The sequence below is a fragment of the Azotobacter tropicalis genome (genome assembly GCF_059739045.1).
In genome coordinates this window covers 2830226-2843248 of record NZ_AP046059.1, presented here as the reverse complement: position 1 = coordinate 2843248, position 13023 = coordinate 2830226, and the positions used below count along the sequence as shown (strand labels likewise).

15 protein-coding genes and 1 pseudogene are annotated in these 13023 nt (G+C 69.8%); 8 read left to right on the top strand and 8 right to left on the bottom strand.

Annotated elements, in window-relative coordinates:
* The first annotated feature begins 17 nt into the window (after window positions 1-17).
* Window positions 18-830 carry a shikimate dehydrogenase gene (gene aroE / locus Atro_RS13575; protein WP_497923057.1) on the top strand — a complete coding sequence of 271 codons (813 nt, stop codon included), beginning with the start codon at window positions 18-20 and terminating at the stop codon, window positions 828-830.
* A gap of 13 nt (window positions 831-843) precedes the next feature.
* Here aroE and Atro_RS13570 read toward each other — a convergent pair whose 3' ends face one another.
* Window positions 844-1176, bottom strand: a complete 333-nt coding sequence (locus Atro_RS13570) for an ElaB/YgaM/YqjD family protein (protein ID WP_497923055.1) — start codon at window positions 1174-1176, stop codon at window positions 844-846.
* A 227-nt stretch (window positions 1177-1403) separates the two neighbouring features.
* Here Atro_RS13570 and Atro_RS13565 point away from each other — a divergent pair, with 227 nt between their 5' ends.
* Both Atro_RS13565 and Atro_RS13560 read left to right on the top strand, forming a co-directional pair.
* The gene (locus Atro_RS13565) at window positions 1404-3275 is read left to right on the top strand and encodes a copper resistance system multicopper oxidase (RefSeq protein ID WP_497923054.1); all 1872 of its coding nucleotides are present in this window, start codon (window positions 1404-1406) and stop codon (window positions 3273-3275) included.
* Window positions 3272-4204 (top strand): copper resistance protein B, encoded by a 933-nt coding sequence (locus tag Atro_RS13560; protein ID WP_497923052.1) that lies wholly within the window; start codon window positions 3272-3274, stop codon window positions 4202-4204. Before Atro_RS13565 ends, Atro_RS13560 begins: the two co-directional genes overlap by 4 nt.
* A 2-nt stretch (window positions 4205-4206) precedes the next feature.
* Here Atro_RS13560 and Atro_RS13555 read toward each other — a convergent pair whose 3' ends face one another.
* The gene (locus Atro_RS13555) at window positions 4207-4704 is read right to left on the bottom strand and encodes an MgtC/SapB family protein (protein ID WP_497923050.1); all 498 of its coding nucleotides are present in this window, start codon (window positions 4702-4704) and stop codon (window positions 4207-4209) included.
* A gap of 144 nt (window positions 4705-4848) precedes the next feature.
* On the opposite strand from Atro_RS13555, the gene Atro_RS13550 reads away from it, so the two are divergent.
* On the top strand, window positions 4849-5073 hold the full coding sequence (locus tag Atro_RS13550; protein WP_497923048.1) for a hypothetical protein: 225 nt from the start codon (window positions 4849-4851) through the stop codon (window positions 5071-5073).
* A 69-nt stretch (window positions 5074-5142) separates the two neighbouring features.
* Here Atro_RS13550 and Atro_RS13545 read toward each other — a convergent pair whose 3' ends face one another.
* Window positions 5143-5616 carry a PA2171 family ribosome-binding persister protein gene (locus Atro_RS13545; RefSeq protein WP_497923046.1) on the bottom strand — a complete coding sequence of 158 codons (474 nt, stop codon included), beginning with the start codon at window positions 5614-5616 and terminating at the stop codon, window positions 5143-5145.
* A 202-nt stretch (window positions 5617-5818) separates the two neighbouring features.
* On the opposite strand from Atro_RS13545, the pseudogene Atro_RS13540 reads away from it, so the two are divergent.
* Together Atro_RS13540 and Atro_RS13535 are read left to right on the top strand one after the other, a co-directional pair.
* A pseudogene (locus Atro_RS13540) lies at window positions 5819-6933 on the top strand (DUF3182 family protein).
* The gene (locus tag Atro_RS13535; protein WP_497923045.1) at window positions 6920-7675 is read left to right on the top strand and encodes an alpha/beta hydrolase family protein; all 756 of its coding nucleotides are present in this window, start codon (window positions 6920-6922) and stop codon (window positions 7673-7675) included. The pseudogene Atro_RS13540 and the gene Atro_RS13535 overlap by 14 nt, the downstream one beginning before the upstream one ends.
* Window positions 7676-7708: 33 nt before the next feature.
* Here Atro_RS13535 and Atro_RS13530 read toward each other — a convergent pair whose 3' ends face one another.
* Window positions 7709-8143 (bottom strand): hypothetical protein, encoded by a 435-nt coding sequence (locus Atro_RS13530; protein ID WP_497923043.1) that lies wholly within the window; start codon window positions 8141-8143, stop codon window positions 7709-7711.
* 269 nt (window positions 8144-8412) lie between these two features.
* On the opposite strand from Atro_RS13530, the gene Atro_RS13525 reads away from it, so the two are divergent.
* Window positions 8413-8727: a c-type cytochrome gene (locus Atro_RS13525; RefSeq protein ID WP_497923041.1), complete on the top strand. Its 315-nt coding sequence runs from the start codon at window positions 8413-8415 to the stop codon at window positions 8725-8727.
* 57 nt (window positions 8728-8784) lie between these two features.
* Here Atro_RS13525 and Atro_RS13520 read toward each other — a convergent pair whose 3' ends face one another.
* From Atro_RS13520 to wrbA, 3 genes are all read right to left on the bottom strand, one after another.
* Window positions 8785-8985, bottom strand: coding sequence for a diguanylate cyclase domain-containing protein (locus Atro_RS13520; RefSeq protein ID WP_497927683.1), 201 nt, complete (start codon window positions 8983-8985; stop codon window positions 8785-8787).
* The gene (locus tag Atro_RS13515) at window positions 8985-10373 is read right to left on the bottom strand and encodes a diguanylate cyclase (protein ID WP_497923039.1); all 1389 of its coding nucleotides are present in this window, start codon (window positions 10371-10373) and stop codon (window positions 8985-8987) included. The genes Atro_RS13520 and Atro_RS13515 overlap by 1 nt, the downstream gene beginning before the upstream one ends.
* Window positions 10374-10606: 233 nt before the next feature.
* Complete coding sequence (wrbA, locus tag Atro_RS13510) at window positions 10607-11203, bottom strand: NAD(P)H:quinone oxidoreductase (protein ID WP_497923037.1); 597 nt, start codon at window positions 11201-11203, stop codon at window positions 10607-10609.
* Window positions 11204-11325: 122 nt separating this feature from the next.
* Here wrbA and Atro_RS13505 point away from each other — a divergent pair, with 122 nt between their 5' ends.
* The gene (locus Atro_RS13505) at window positions 11326-12555 is read left to right on the top strand and encodes a nucleoside recognition domain-containing protein (protein WP_497927682.1); all 1230 of its coding nucleotides are present in this window, start codon (window positions 11326-11328) and stop codon (window positions 12553-12555) included.
* A 17-nt stretch (window positions 12556-12572) separates the two neighbouring features.
* Here Atro_RS13505 and Atro_RS13500 read toward each other — a convergent pair whose 3' ends face one another.
* A complete protein-coding gene (locus Atro_RS13500; protein ID WP_497923035.1) occupies window positions 12573-12980 on the bottom strand; it encodes an SMI1/KNR4 family protein in 408 nt (135 codons plus the stop codon).
* Window positions 12981-13023 lie beyond the last annotated feature (43 nt).

The following is a 13023-nucleotide window of genomic DNA, read 5'->3' as shown; positions in this document are numbered from 1 at the left end:
CGGAGGACCTTCTTCCCATGGACCGCTACGCCGTGTTCGGCAATCCCATCGGCCACAGCAAGTCGCCGCAGATCCATCGCCTGTTCGCCGAGCAGATCGGCCAGTCGCTCAGCTACGAGCCCCTGCTGGCGCCTTTGGAGGACTTCGCCGGGGCGGCCCGTGCCTTCTTCGCCGTCGGCAAGGGCGCCAACGTCACCGTGCCCTTCAAGGAAGACGCCTTCCGCCTGGCCGACGAGCTCACCCCGCGCGCCCGGCGCGCCGGCGCGGTGAACACCCTGATGAAGCTCGAAGACGGTGCGCTGCTCGGCGACAACACCGATGGCGCCGGGCTGGTGCGCGACCTCAAGCAGGCCGGCCTGAACCTGGCGGGGCTGCGCATTCTGCTGCTCGGTGCCGGCGGCGCGGTGCGCGGGGTGCTCGAGCCGCTGCTGGCGGAGCGCCCGGCCGCGCTGGTGATCGCCAACCGCAGCGAGGACAAGGCCGAGCAGCTGGTCGACGAGTTCGCCGAACTCGGCCCGCTGAGCGCCTGCGCCTTCGCCGCGCTGCAGGGGCCGTTCGACCTGATCGTCAACGGCACCTCGGCGAGCCTGGCCGGCGAGCTGCCGCCGCTGCCCGCCGGACTGATCCAGCCGGGCCGTGGCTTCTGCTACGACATGATGTACGGCCGCGAGGCCACGCCCTTCTGCCACTGGGCCCAGCAGCAGGGCGCGGCGCGGACCCGCGACGGCCTGGGCATGCTGGTCGAGCAGGCCGCCGAGTCCTTCCAGCTGTGGCGCGGCATCCGCCCGGACACCGCCAGCGTGCTGACCGCGCTGCGCCAGGCGCTCTGAAGGCGCGCCGACGCTAGTGGTGGCGGCCGCGGGAGAACAGCATCCCGAACAGCGCGGCGGCGCCGACACCCACCGCCAGGCTGGCCCAGGGATGGGCGCGGACACTGTCGCAGGCGCACTGGCCGAGCTGGTGACAATGCCGGCCCAGGCTGTGGCCGGTGTCGTGGCAGTGAGGGCGGGAGTGCTGCAGCAGGTCCTCGGCGCGCGCCCGGAGCCGCTCGTAGTTGCTCCGGGTATCGTGCGAAGCGCTGGTCCTGAGATGCTCCAGGGCATGCATCAGGTCGTGGATTTCCTTCTCGAGGCGTTCCTCGGCCAGGGACGTGCGGGGGGTCTTGAACAGCGACATGGGGCAGCTCCAGTCCAGGGGTCATGGATGTGCCGCGGCAGGCTCCGGCGTGCCGCGCTGTCGAGCAAGCATAGTCCAGGGTGCCGAGGGCCTCGACCGCGGGCCGCCCGGCTATCGGCTCCGCCCCGCCTTACAGAAATGTAATCACCCGCCCCGGCCGGATATGGCAGTTTTCCGGAACGCCGCTCCGTGCGGCCCCGTTTTCCGCAAGACTGGACATCAACGGCATGCATTGCAAAACCTCGCGACGGACCTTCGTCAAGGGACTGGCCGCCGGCGGCCTCCTCGCCGGCTTCGGCCTCTGGCGCCCGCCCGTCTGGGCGCTGGGCGGTCCGGGCCGGCCCGCGCGGCTCTCCGGCAGCACCTTCGATCTCGACATCGGCGAAGTCCCGGTGAACCTCACCGGCACGCCGCGCACCGCCACCGTCATCAACGGCTCCCTGCCCGGCCCGACCCTGCACTGGCGCGAGGGCGACACCGTCACCCTGCGGGTGCGCAACCGCCTGGACGAGGACACCTCGATCCACTGGCACGGCATCCTCCTGCCGGCCAACATGGACGGCGTGCCGGGCCTGAGCTTCGACGGCATCGCGCCGGGCGACCTGTACGAATACCGCTTCAGGGTGAAGCAGAGCGGCACCTACTGGTACCACAGCCACTCGGGCTTCCAGGAGCAGACCGGCGTGTACGGCGCGCTGGTCATCGAGCCGCGCGAGCCCGAGCCCTTCCCATACGAGCGCGACTACGTGGTGATGCTCAGCGACTGGACCGACGAGAATCCCGCGCGGGTCCTCAAGAAGCTCAAGAAGCAGTCGGACTACTACAACTTCCACAAGCGCACCCTCGGCGACTTCATCGCCGACGTCGGCGAGCACGGCTGGGCGGCGACCGTCGCCGAGCGCAAGGCCTGGGCGGCGATGCGCATGACCCCCACCGATCTGGCCGACGTCAGTGCCTACACCTACACCTACCTGCTGAACGGCCAGTCCCCGGCCGGCAACTGGACCGGCCTGTTCCGCCGCGGCGAGCGGGTCCGCCTGCGGCTGATCAACGCCTCGGCGATGACCTACTTCGACGTGCGCATCCCCGGCCTGAAGATGACCGTGGTTGCCGCCGACGGGCAGTACGTCGAGCCGGTGAGCGTCGACGAGCTGCGCATCGCCGTAGCCGAGACCTACGACGTGATCGTCGAGCCGCAGGATGCCGAGGCCTATACCCTGTTCGCGCAGTCCCTCGACCGCAGCGGCTACGCCCGCGGCACCCTGGCGCTGCGCGAGGGGCTGAGCGCACCGGTGCCGTCGCCCGATCCGCGCCCGCGTCTGAGCATGGCCGACATGGGCCACGGCGGCATGGAGCACGGCGCGCACGGCGGCGCGGCACCGGCCAGCAGCACGCCGGACGGGCATGCCGGCATGGATCACAGCGGACACGGGAGCCTGACGCATGCCGGCCATGACGGCATGGCGGGCATGGAGCACGGGGGCATGAGTCACGACGACATGGCCGGCATGGACCACACGGCCATGGGCCACGGCGGCCACGCCGGCGCGGAGCACGCCGCGCCGGGCGGAGATATGCAGGCCCATCCGGCTTCGGAAACCGGCAGTCCGCTGGTCGACATGCAGACCATGACGCCCACCGCCAAGCTGGACGATCCCGGCCTCGGCCTGCGCGACAACGGCCGCCGGGTGCTGACCTACGCCGACCTCAGAAGCGCCTTCGCCGACCCGGACGGCCGCGAGCCGAGCCGCACCCTCGAACTGCACCTGACCGGCCACATGGAGAAGTTCGCCTGGTCGTTCGACGGCATCCCTTTCGCCGATGCCGAGCCGCTGCGGCTGAAGTACGGCGAAAGGCTGCGCATCGTACTGGTCAACGACACCATGATGACCCATCCCATCCACCTGCACGGCATGTGGAGCGACCTGGAGGACGAACAGGGCAGCTTCCAGGTGCGCAAGCACACTATCGACATGCCGCCCGGCTCGCGGCGCAGCTACCGCGTCACCGCCGACGCCCTGGGCCGCTGGGCCTACCACTGCCACCTGATGTTCCACATGGAGACGGGCATGTTCCGCGAAGTGCGGGTGGAGGAATGATGAGTGCATTGCACGGCTTGCCACCCCGCACCGTCGCGCTGGCCATCGCCCTGGCCGGATTCCCCCTGGGCGCGCCGGCCGCCGACGGGCATGCCGGACACGCGGCGGCGCAGACGGAGTCCATGGAGCAGGGCGCGATGGAGCACGGCAGCATGGACCATGGCCATGGCGCGCACGGCGGACATGCCGGCATGCACCACGCCCCGGCCGGCGCGCCCCTGCCGCCGAACATCCCGGTCCTCACCGACGCCGACCGCGCCGCCGCCTTTCCCACGCTGACCGCCCATGCGCCGCACGGCCGCTCGTTCAACAGCCTGCTGCTGTTCGACAAGCTCGAATACCAGGACGCCGACGACGGCAGCGCTCTGGTCTGGGACGCCAACGCCTGGATCGGCGGCAATGTCGACCGGCTGTGGCTGCGCTCGGAAGGCGAGCGCACCAACGGGCGCACCGAACAGGCCGAACTCCAGGCGCTCTGGGGACATGCCATCGGCCCCTGGTGGGACCTGGTCGGCGGCTTGCGCCAGGACTTCAAGCCCGGCTCGGCACAGACCTGGGGCGCCTTCGGCATCCAGGGCGTGCCCTTCTACGGCCTGGAAACGGAAATCACCGCCTACCTCGGCGAGGGTGGCCAGACCTCCCTGCGCCTGGAGGGCGACTACGAGATCCTGCTGACCAACCGGCTGATCCTCCAGCCGACCGTGGAGGCCAACCTCTACGGCCGCAACGACCGCGAGCGCGGCGTCGGTTCCGGCCTCGGCGACATCGAGGCCGGCCTGCGCCTGCGCTACGAGATCACCCGCCAGTTCGCCCCCTACCTCGGCGTCAGCTGGGGCCGTCTGTACGGCAACAGCGAGGATCTGGCCCGCGACGAGGGCGAGGACGAGGAGGAGGCACGCCTGGTCGCCGGCATCCGCCTGTGGTTCTGAGGCTAGACCTCTTCGTTGCGGTTCTTCTCCAGCCGGTTGAGGAACCAGGAGACGACGTTGAGGATGAACAAGCCCAGCAGGGTGCCGAGCACGGCGGTGGCCTGATGGCCGAGGCCGACCGCCACGCCGATGGCGGTGGTGAGCCAGAGGCCGGCCGAGGTGGTCAGGCCCTTCACCTGGGCCTGGTCGCGGCTTTTCAGGATGGTGCCGGCGCAGAGGAAGCCGATCCCGGCCACGATGCCCTGGATCACCCGGCTCAGGGCGTCGTCCCCGGCGCCGTCCCGCTCGGGGATCAGCACGAACAGCGCGGCGCCCAGGGCCACCAGCATGTGGGTGCGCACGCCGGCGGCATGCCCGTGGTGCTCGCGCTCGAAGCCCAGCAGGCCGCCGAGCACGGCCGCCAGCAGCAGGCGCAGGCCGACCCGGATGGTCTGCTCGAGTTGGGAAAGGTCGGAAAACTCCTGGGCCAGGGTCGCGATGAATACGTCCCATGCACGCATGCGCTTGCTCCGGGATCGGGACAGGGATGCAACGCTCTCAGTAAAGCAGGTTCGCCACGGCGGACCTGCGGTCGCCGGCGCGGGAACCTCTGCCGCGATGCGCGGGTTCTAATTCCTGAACCCGCTTCGTGCAGAGGAATCCCCATGGCCAAGAAGCACCACTTCCTCGTCAGCTACATCCTCAACAACCAGCCGCAGTCGACCGAGGTCGAGTCGGATGCGGAAACCCTCTCCGTCGACCAGGCGCGCTTTCATGTCGCCACCTTGCACACCTCCGACGTACCGGCCGACATCACCGACGTGCAGGTGACCAAGATTTCCCACCCCCATGAACGGGGCAGCACGCCGGGGCATTACCAGCAGCCGTGACCGCGGGTCTGCAGAGCGGAACAGTGCGGAAAGGGGCCTGCCCGCCGGCGGCGGCGCAGGCCGAACGGATCAGGCGGCGCGTTCCCCGGACAGCTGGCGCTTGAGTTCCTTCTTGCGGCTTTCCATCTGCGTGCCCAGCTCCTCGAGGCGGTCCTCGCCGAGCAGCTCGCTGGCCTTGGGCAGCATCTCCTGCTCCTCCTCCTCGATATGGTGCTCGACCATGTCCTTGAGCACCTTCACCCGGCCGGCGAATTCGCTGCTGGACGGGTCGGTCTTCTCCAGATCGGGCAGGATCAGCACCTCCACCGCCCGGTGCTCCTCCTGCGCCTCGTGGAACAGGATCTCGCCTTGCTTGCCGCCCGCCGCCCGGAACGCGGGGTAGAAGATCTCCTCCTCGACCCGGGTGTGGGCCATCAGCTCCTCGTGCAGGTGGCGCATCAGCTCTTCGCGGGTCTTGACGCCGCGCTCGGTGGTCTTGCACAGGCGTTCGAAGAGTTGCTTGACCATTTCATGATCGTGTTTCAGCAGTTCGACAGCGTTCATCGTCAGTCTCCTCGCAGTGGTGTTGCTTTTAAGCTGACCCCCTCGCCGGTCCATGGGTTCGATGTTTCCGTGCCTCCGTTCGTCTCTCCGCTGGTTTGCCCGCGGCGGGGAATGTTCCCGGCATGCCGGCAGTCCATACCGTTATGAGCGTCGGCGTCTCGATCGCTCCCGCACAGGCAGGAGAACAGCGATGCAGACAGACATGCAGCCGGCAGGGCGGCGCGGCCCCGGCACGGTGGTGATCTACAGCAACCGCGGCCGCGAGGCCCTGCACGAGCGTGCCGTGCACCTGGCTCTGGGGAACCGCCTGGCACAGCTGCAGGGCCTGGAGTTCGGCGGCGAGTACGACCCGGCGGTCGCCTATCCGGGGGCGCTGTATTTCGTGCCCACCGGCACGGTGATCGGCCGGCCGAACGCCCAGCGCCTCGGCCTGCGCAGCGCCGCGGACCTGTTCGGCGGGGTGGTGCCGCAGCCCTTCATGGCCACCAAGGCGATCACCCACGGGCTGCTGCACAGCACCGCCCAGGCCCCGCCCGGCTGGTCGCGGCGCTTCGTCCGCCAGGTGGCGGACGCGGTGCTGCGCGGCTTCACCGTGTTCAGCCGCGAGGAGGCCGGCGCGGCCGGCCGCCGGCTGCTGGCCGAGGGGCCGCTGCGGATCAAGCCGGTGCTGGCCACCGGCGGCCGCGGGCAGTGCCTGGTCGAGGACGTTGCCGAACTGGACCGCCAGCTGGCGGCACTGGACGAGGACGAGCTGGGCCGCTTCGGCCTGGTGCTGGAGGAGCAGCTGGAAGAGGTGTCGACCTACAGCGTCGGCCAGGTGCAGGTCGGCGATCTGCTGGCGACCTACTGCGGCACCCAGCGGCTGACCCGCGACAACCAGGACGAGGAGGTCTACGGCGGTTCGGACCTGCTGGTGGTGGCCGGCGACTTCGAGGCGCTGCTCGCCCTCGGCCTGGACGAGCCGGTGCGCCTGGCCGTGCAGCAGGCGCGCGTCTACGACGCCGCCGCGCTCGACTGCTTCGTCGGCTTCTTCGCCTCGCGGCGCAACTACGACATCGCCCGCGGCCGGGACAGCCGGGGCCGTACCCGCTCCGGGGTGCTCGAGCAGTCCTGGCGCATCGGCGGCGCCAGCAGCGCGGAGATCGCCGCGCTGGAGGCGTTCCGCGCCGGGGCGCAGGCGGTCCGGGCGTCGTCCCTGGAGCTGTTCGGCGAGGAGCGGGCCGCGCCCCCGGGGCCTGCGTGCTGTTTCGCGGCGAGGACCCGGAACTCGGCTACATGACCAAATGCGTGGTGGTAACGGACCATGGCAACCCGTAGCGAAAGCATCGAACTGCCGGTGGAGAGCGAGCGGCTCGCCGGCACCTTTCTCACGCCGGACACCCAGATGCCGGGCCTGCTGTTCGTGCACGGCTGGGGCGGCAGCCAGGAGCGCGACCTGAAGCGCGCGCGCGGCATCGCCGGGCTCGGCTGCGTCTGCCTGACCTTCGACATGCGCGGCCACGGCGGCACCCTGGCGCGGCAGCAGGGCGTCACCCGCGAGGACAACCTGCGCGACCTGATCGCCGCCTACGACCTGCTGGCCCGGCACCCGGCCATCGACCGCGAGGCCATCGCGGTGGTCGGCAGCAGCTACGGCGGCTACCTGGCCGCGATCCTCACCTCGCTGCGCCCGGTGCGCTGGCTCGGCCTGCGCGTGCCGGCGCTGTACCGGGACGCCGAGTGGGGCCGGCCCAAGCGCGAGCTCGACCGCCAGGATCTGCAGCTATACCGGCACTCGCCGCTGACGCCCGCCGACAACCGCGCGCTGGGCGCCTGCGCGGCGTTTCGCGGCGACGTGCTGATCGTCGAGTCGGAGAACGACCACCTGATCCCGCACACCACGATCATGAACTACCGCAGCGCCTTCGTCCGCGCCCACTCGCTGACCCACCGGATCATCGACGGCGCCGACCACGCGCTGAGCCAGGATCTCTGCCAGCAGGCCTACACCTCGATCCTGCTGCACTGGGTGACCGAGATGGTGGTCAAGTCGCGGGTCGGCAACATCTACCGGGAATAGCCGTCCGGCCGGCGGCGGCGCTCCGGGCGGTCGCTACTGCGACCATGTCCCGCCGCCGTTCTCGCAGTCGGTGCGGGTCTGCTCCCGGTCCTGCACACGGTAGTAGTAGGTGACGATCTGCGCATCGTCCGGCAGCGGGTCCGGCCAGGTGCCCTGGACGTACTGGCCGCGGGCGTCCTCGTTGGCCAGGGTCTCCTGGGTCAGGGCCGCGGTGCACTTGCCGAAATAGCCGCCCGGGCAGTTCGCGCGCTTCTCCTTGTGCACCCCGGCCACGGGGCTCTTCTCGGTATTGCAGGACCAGTCCAGCGAGCCGGCCGGCATGCCGCGATGCTCGAAGCAGGACTCCATGACGTCGTTCGCGGTACCGGCCACCGCCAGCTGCTCCGTCACATGGCAGGACTCGGCCGGCAGCAGCGGACTGAGCAGAGCGGTGAAGAGAAACACTCCGAGGGAAAACAGGCGCTTCATGGAGGCCTCCTGAAGGAAGCGTGAACGTCGCGGCGCGAGGCCGCCCTTTCGGTGGGACTGGCGTTGCCGGACGAGAGTTCGGCGCCGCGGGACCGGCGGCGCCCGGCTTGGCCCTGCAGCGCGGCGCCGCAGCCGGAATGCGAGCCGCTGGATTGATTTGCCCATCCCCTGCCTCTAACGTGAAGAAGGGGGCGCTCGGTATGTTCCCAGCCTGATTCGAGCCGAGCGTGCGTCACCCTGTCTTCGTTAGCCTTGAGGAAGTCAAAAATATGAAGAAAATCCTGATTCCGTTGCTCGCCCTCGGCGGCGCGCTGGCCCTGCAGCCGGCCCTGGCCGCGGACGGCGGCGAGCTGTACAAGACCAAGGGCTGCCCGGTTTGCCATGCCGTCGACGCCAAGCTGGTCGGCCCGGCCTACAAGGACGTCGCCGCCAAGTATGCCGGCCAGGAAGGTGCCGTCGACATGCTCGCCGCCAAGATCAAGAACGGCGGCTCGGGCAACTGGGGGCAGATCCCGATGCCGCCGAACGCGGTCACCGACGAAGAAGCCAAGGCCCTCGCCCAGTGGGTCCTGGAGCAGAAGTAAGCGTCCCGGGACGCCGGCCGCGCCGGCGCCCCTTCTCCGCCTGTCCCCGCGCCGCCGTCAGTTGACCGGCGCATCCTCGCTGCCCACTTCCGTCTGCTCGGTCACCGCGATGCGGTTGCGTCCGTTCCGCTTGGCGCGGTACAGCGCCTCGTCGGCCAGCTTGAGTGCCGCCGCCACCGATGCGGCGCTGCCCGGCCAGTGGGCGATTCCGGCGGAGACGGTGACGAAGGAGCCGGTCGGACTCTGTGCATGGCTGATCAGACCGCGCAGCCGGTCGGCGACCTGCGCGGCCCCTGCAGGTCGGTTTCCGGCAGCAGCAGGGTGAACTCCTCGCCGCCGCCCCGGCAGACCAGGTCGCTGCTGCGCGAGACGCTGACCAGCAACCGGCTGACGTGCTGCAGCACCTGGTCGCCGATATCGTGGCCATAGGTGTCGTTGACCTGCTTGAAGTGGTCGATGTCCACGGCGACCACGGCGAACGGCCGCCGCTGCGCCTGCCAGCGCTCCAGGGCCAGTTGCAGGCCGCGCCGGTTGGTCAGCCCGGTCAGCGGGTCGGTGATGTTTTCCTGGTTGAGCCGGCCGAGCTTGCCGTGCAGCAAGGCCAGGCCGCCGAGCATGGCGAGCCGGAGCTGTTCGGCCTCGAAGTACCAGGCGCGTACCTGGCGGACCCGTTCGCGGGCGCTGACGAACTCCCAGTGCCGGGCGGTTATCGCCAGTTGCCGCAGCGGGCGCGCGATCAGCTTCGACAGCCACCAGAGGGTTATCAGCATGGGGATGAAGAACGGCAGCGCGCCGAGCAGGATCTCCAGCATCAGCCCGTCCAGGGCGGCCAGGGTGGCGGCGCTGGGCCGCTGGGCGACGACGCCCCAGCCGGTGCTGCTCACCGGAGCGTAGCCGGCGAGCATGTCGACGCCCTTGGCGTCGAGCAGCCGCCGGCTGCCCTCCTCGCCGCGCAGCACGGCCTCGACCGCCGGATCGCCGCTGACCATTTCGCCGGTCCGCGCGGCATCCTGGTGATGCAGCAGGTGCCGGGTGCCGTCCACCACGTACAGCTGCGAGCCGTCCTGGTAATAGTGGTTGCCGAGCAGCGCCTGCAGGCTGCTGTCGTGCTTGCCCAGGTGGATGGCGCCGCCGACGTAGCCCAGGTAGCGGCCGTCCGGGGCGAGGATCGGCTGCGTGAGGAGGACCAGCAGATGCCCGCGCATACCGACATGGGGCGTGCTGATCAGGGGCCGGCGCGCGGCCAGCGCCATCTGCGCGCCTTCGGTCTGCAATGCGCTGCCGACCACCCCGACCCCCCAGGGCGCGGCGGCCAGCACCCGGCTGTCGGCGCGCACGACGAAGACCCCGTTGAAGGTGCCGGTCTGCTCCTTCAGGCGCGCGACCTCGGTGTCGAGCCGCTCCGGCTGGTCGAGGAGTTCCGGCAGCAGGGCGGCGCTGTAGGCGAGCTGCCGCTGCGCCGCCTGGAGGAAACTGTCGGTGCTGTGGGCCAGCTTGGCGGCATAGGCGCGGTTGGACTCCAGCGCCTGGGCGATCAGCTGGCGATGCAGGGTCTGGTAGCTGGCATGGAAGCTGTTGGCGAAGGTCAGCAGCGTGGCGGCGATCGTCAACAGCAGGATCAGGCGGCGCAGATCGAGATGATGCATAGGATCTCAGCGGGAAAGAGAACTACCGGAAGGCTCCTGGACGCCTGTCTCGCTCCGGCGTCGGGCCGTCCCACTCAAGCCTTCCGCCGGCCGAGGGGGGCGATGGCGCCCGGCCTCGCGGCGGACGCCGTCGAACATGTGCAAATTTTGGTGGCAAAAAGTCTCCCTGGAAAAGCCTTTCGGGACCTGCCGCCGGCCCGATGGTCGGAAACTGCCGGCGCAAAGTCGTGCCCCTATTGCATGCGCGCCGTCAGGCGGGCCACGTGGGCGCCCTGGAAGCTGGCCAGGATCAGCTCCTTCTCGCTCGGCCGGCGCGAGCCGTCCGCCCCGGCGATGGTCGCCGCGCCGTAGGGCGAGCCGCCGCGCAGTTCGCTGATGTCGCTCAGCTCCGGCACGCTGTAGGGCAGGCCGACGATCACCATGCCCTGGTGCGCCAGGGTATGCCAGAACGAGGTGATGGTGGTTTCCGAGCCGCCGCCGGTGCCGGTGCTGGTGAACACGCTGGCGAACTTGCCGACCAGTGCGCCGCTCACCCACAGCCCGCCGGTCTGGTCGAGGAAATTGCGCATCTGCGCGGCCATGTTGCCGAAGCGCGTCGGCGTGCCGAACAGGATGGCGTCGTAGTCGGCCAGCTCCTTCGGCTCGGCCACCGGCGCCGCCTGGTCGAGCTTGGCGCCGGCCTTGCGCGCCACCTCCTCGGGCATGGTCTCGGGCACCCGCTTGAGGGTCACCTCCACGCCCGGCACGCTGCGCGCGCCCTCGGCTACCGCTTCGGCCATGCGTTCGATATGGCCGTACATGGAGTAGTAAAGGACGAGGATCTTCTTCATGGCATTGCCTCCTGGCTGTGTCGGATCAGACAGGTATAGCAGCAGTGCCCGGGCAACGCGGCGGCGTACCTGTTGGCGACGGACTCGCTATCATGCGCGGTCACGCTTTCCGGGAGATCGACATGCTCAACGGCCTCTGGCTGGGTTTTTTCCTGATCGCCGCGCTGACCGCCTTCGGCCGCTGGCTGCTGGGCGGCGAGCCGGCGGTGTTCGCCGCGATGGTCGACGGCCTGTTCGGCATGGCCAAGCTGGCGGTGGAGGTGATGGTCCTGCTGTTCGGCACCCTCACCCTGTGGCTGGGCTTCCTGCGCATCGCCGAGCAGGCCGGGCTGGTGGAGCTGCTGGCGCGCCTGCTCGGCCCGCTGTTCCGCCGGCTGATGCCGGAGGTGCCGCCCGGCCATCCGGCGCTCGGGCTGATCACCCTCAACTTCGCCGCCAACGGCCTGGGCCTGGACAACGCCGCCACCCCGATCGGCCTCAAGGCGATGCGCGCCCTGCAGGAACTCAATCCGGGCAGCACCACGGCGAGCAATGCGCAGATCCTCTTCCTGGTGCTCAACGCCTCCTCGCTGACCCTGCTGCCGGTGTCAATCTTCATGTACCGCGCCCAGCAGGGCGCCGACGACCCGACCCTGGTGTTCCTGCCGATCCTCCTGGCGACCAGCGCCTCGACCCTCGCCGGGTTGCTCGGCGTCGCCGTCATGCAGCGCCTGCGGCTCTGGGACCCGGTGGTGCTCGCCTACCTGCTGCCCGGCGCGCTGCTGCTCGGCGCCTTCATGGCGTTGCTCGCCGGCCTCTCGGCGACGGCGCTGGCGGCGCTGTCCTCGCTGCTCGGCAACCTGGTGCTGTTTAGCCTGATCCTGCTGTTCCTGGTGATGGGCGCGTTGCGCAAGGTGGCGGTCTACGAGCATTTCGTCGAGGGCGCCAAGGAGGGCTTCGAGGTGGCGAAGAACCTCCTGCCCTACCTGGTCGCCATGCTCTGCGCGGTGGGCGTGCTGCGCGCCTCCGGGGCGCTCGACTACGCACTGGAGGCCCTGCGCTGGCTGGCCGGGGTGGCTGGTTGGGACGTGCGCTTCATCGACGCGCTGCCCACCGCGCTGGTCAAGCCGTTCTCCGGCAGCGCGGCGCGCGCCCTGCTGATCGAGACCATGCAGACCCACGGGGTGGACAGCTTCCCCGCGCTGCTCGCCGCCACCGTGCAGGGCAGCACCGAGACCACCTTCTACGTGCTCGCCGTGTACTTCGGCGCGGTCGGTATCCAGCGCGCCCGCCACGCGGTGGGCTGCGCCCTGCTGGCGGATCTGTGCGGCGTGCTGGCCTCGATCGCGGTGTGCTACTGGTTCTTCGGCTGAGCCGCCCGGGCCGGGGCTCAGCTTTCGAGCCAGACGTCCTTGACCCAGTGCCACACCGAGTCCCAGCTCTCGTCGGTCAGGTCGCCGCTGTCGCCGCTCCACAGCAGCACCTGGCCCTCGATGTCCACCACGTAGTAGTCGCGGCCGGTCTGGCACAGCGGCACCAGATCGCGCGGCACGCCCTGGTCCCAGGCGACCGCGGCGACCTCCGGCAGGTAGGTATGCGACTGCGGATCGCTGGCGGTCACCGGCTCCAGGCTGCCGTAGACCACGTCGCTGACCTTGAGCAGGAACTCGCGCAGCTCGAAGGGCAGGTTGATCAACAGCTGTTCCTCGATTTCCACCAGCAGGTCTTCGTCGGGTAGCTCCAGGGGCACCGGCACCGGCTCGTTCAGCTCGCGCAATTGTTCGATGACGTCTTCCACGGCTCGTTGGTCCTCAGGCAATGATGCGCGCTTTATACCCCAG

Bases quoted from the DNA above. Each gene is read 5' to 3' on its own strand.
- Atro_RS13535 (WP_497923045.1), top strand. From the start codon at position 6,920: ATGGCAACCCGTAGCGAAAGCATCGAACTGCCGGTGGAGAGCGAGCGG.
- Atro_RS13545 (WP_497923046.1), bottom strand. From the start codon at position 5,616: ATGAACGCTGTCGAACTGCTGAAACACGATCATGAAATGGTCAAGCAA.
- Atro_RS13570 (WP_497923055.1), bottom strand. From the start codon at position 1,176: ATGTCGCTGTTCAAGACCCCCCGCACGTCCCTGGCCGAGGAACGCCTC.
- Atro_RS13505 (WP_497927682.1), top strand. From the start codon at position 11,326: ATGCTCAACGGCCTCTGGCTGGGTTTTTTCCTGATCGCCGCGCTGACC.
- Atro_RS13555 (WP_497923050.1), bottom strand. From the start codon at position 4,704: ATGCGTGCATGGGACGTATTCATCGCGACCCTGGCCCAGGAGTTTTCC.
- Atro_RS13560 (WP_497923052.1), top strand. From the start codon at position 3,272: ATGATGAGTGCATTGCACGGCTTGCCACCCCGCACCGTCGCGCTGGCC.
- Atro_RS13530 (WP_497923043.1), bottom strand. From the start codon at position 8,143: ATGAAGCGCCTGTTTTCCCTCGGAGTGTTTCTCTTCACCGCTCTGCTC.
- wrbA (WP_497923037.1), bottom strand. From the start codon at position 11,203: ATGAAGAAGATCCTCGTCCTTTACTACTCCATGTACGGCCATATCGAA.
- Atro_RS13550 (WP_497923048.1), top strand. From the start codon at position 4,849: ATGGCCAAGAAGCACCACTTCCTCGTCAGCTACATCCTCAACAACCAG.
- Atro_RS13525 (WP_497923041.1), top strand. From the start codon at position 8,413: ATGAAGAAAATCCTGATTCCGTTGCTCGCCCTCGGCGGCGCGCTGGCC.
- Atro_RS13515 (WP_497923039.1), bottom strand. From the start codon at position 10,373: ATGCATCATCTCGATCTGCGCCGCCTGATCCTGCTGTTGACGATCGCC.
- Atro_RS13565 (WP_497923054.1), top strand. From the start codon at position 1,404: ATGCATTGCAAAACCTCGCGACGGACCTTCGTCAAGGGACTGGCCGCC.
- aroE (WP_497923057.1), top strand. From the start codon at position 18: ATGGACCGCTACGCCGTGTTCGGCAATCCCATCGGCCACAGCAAGTCG.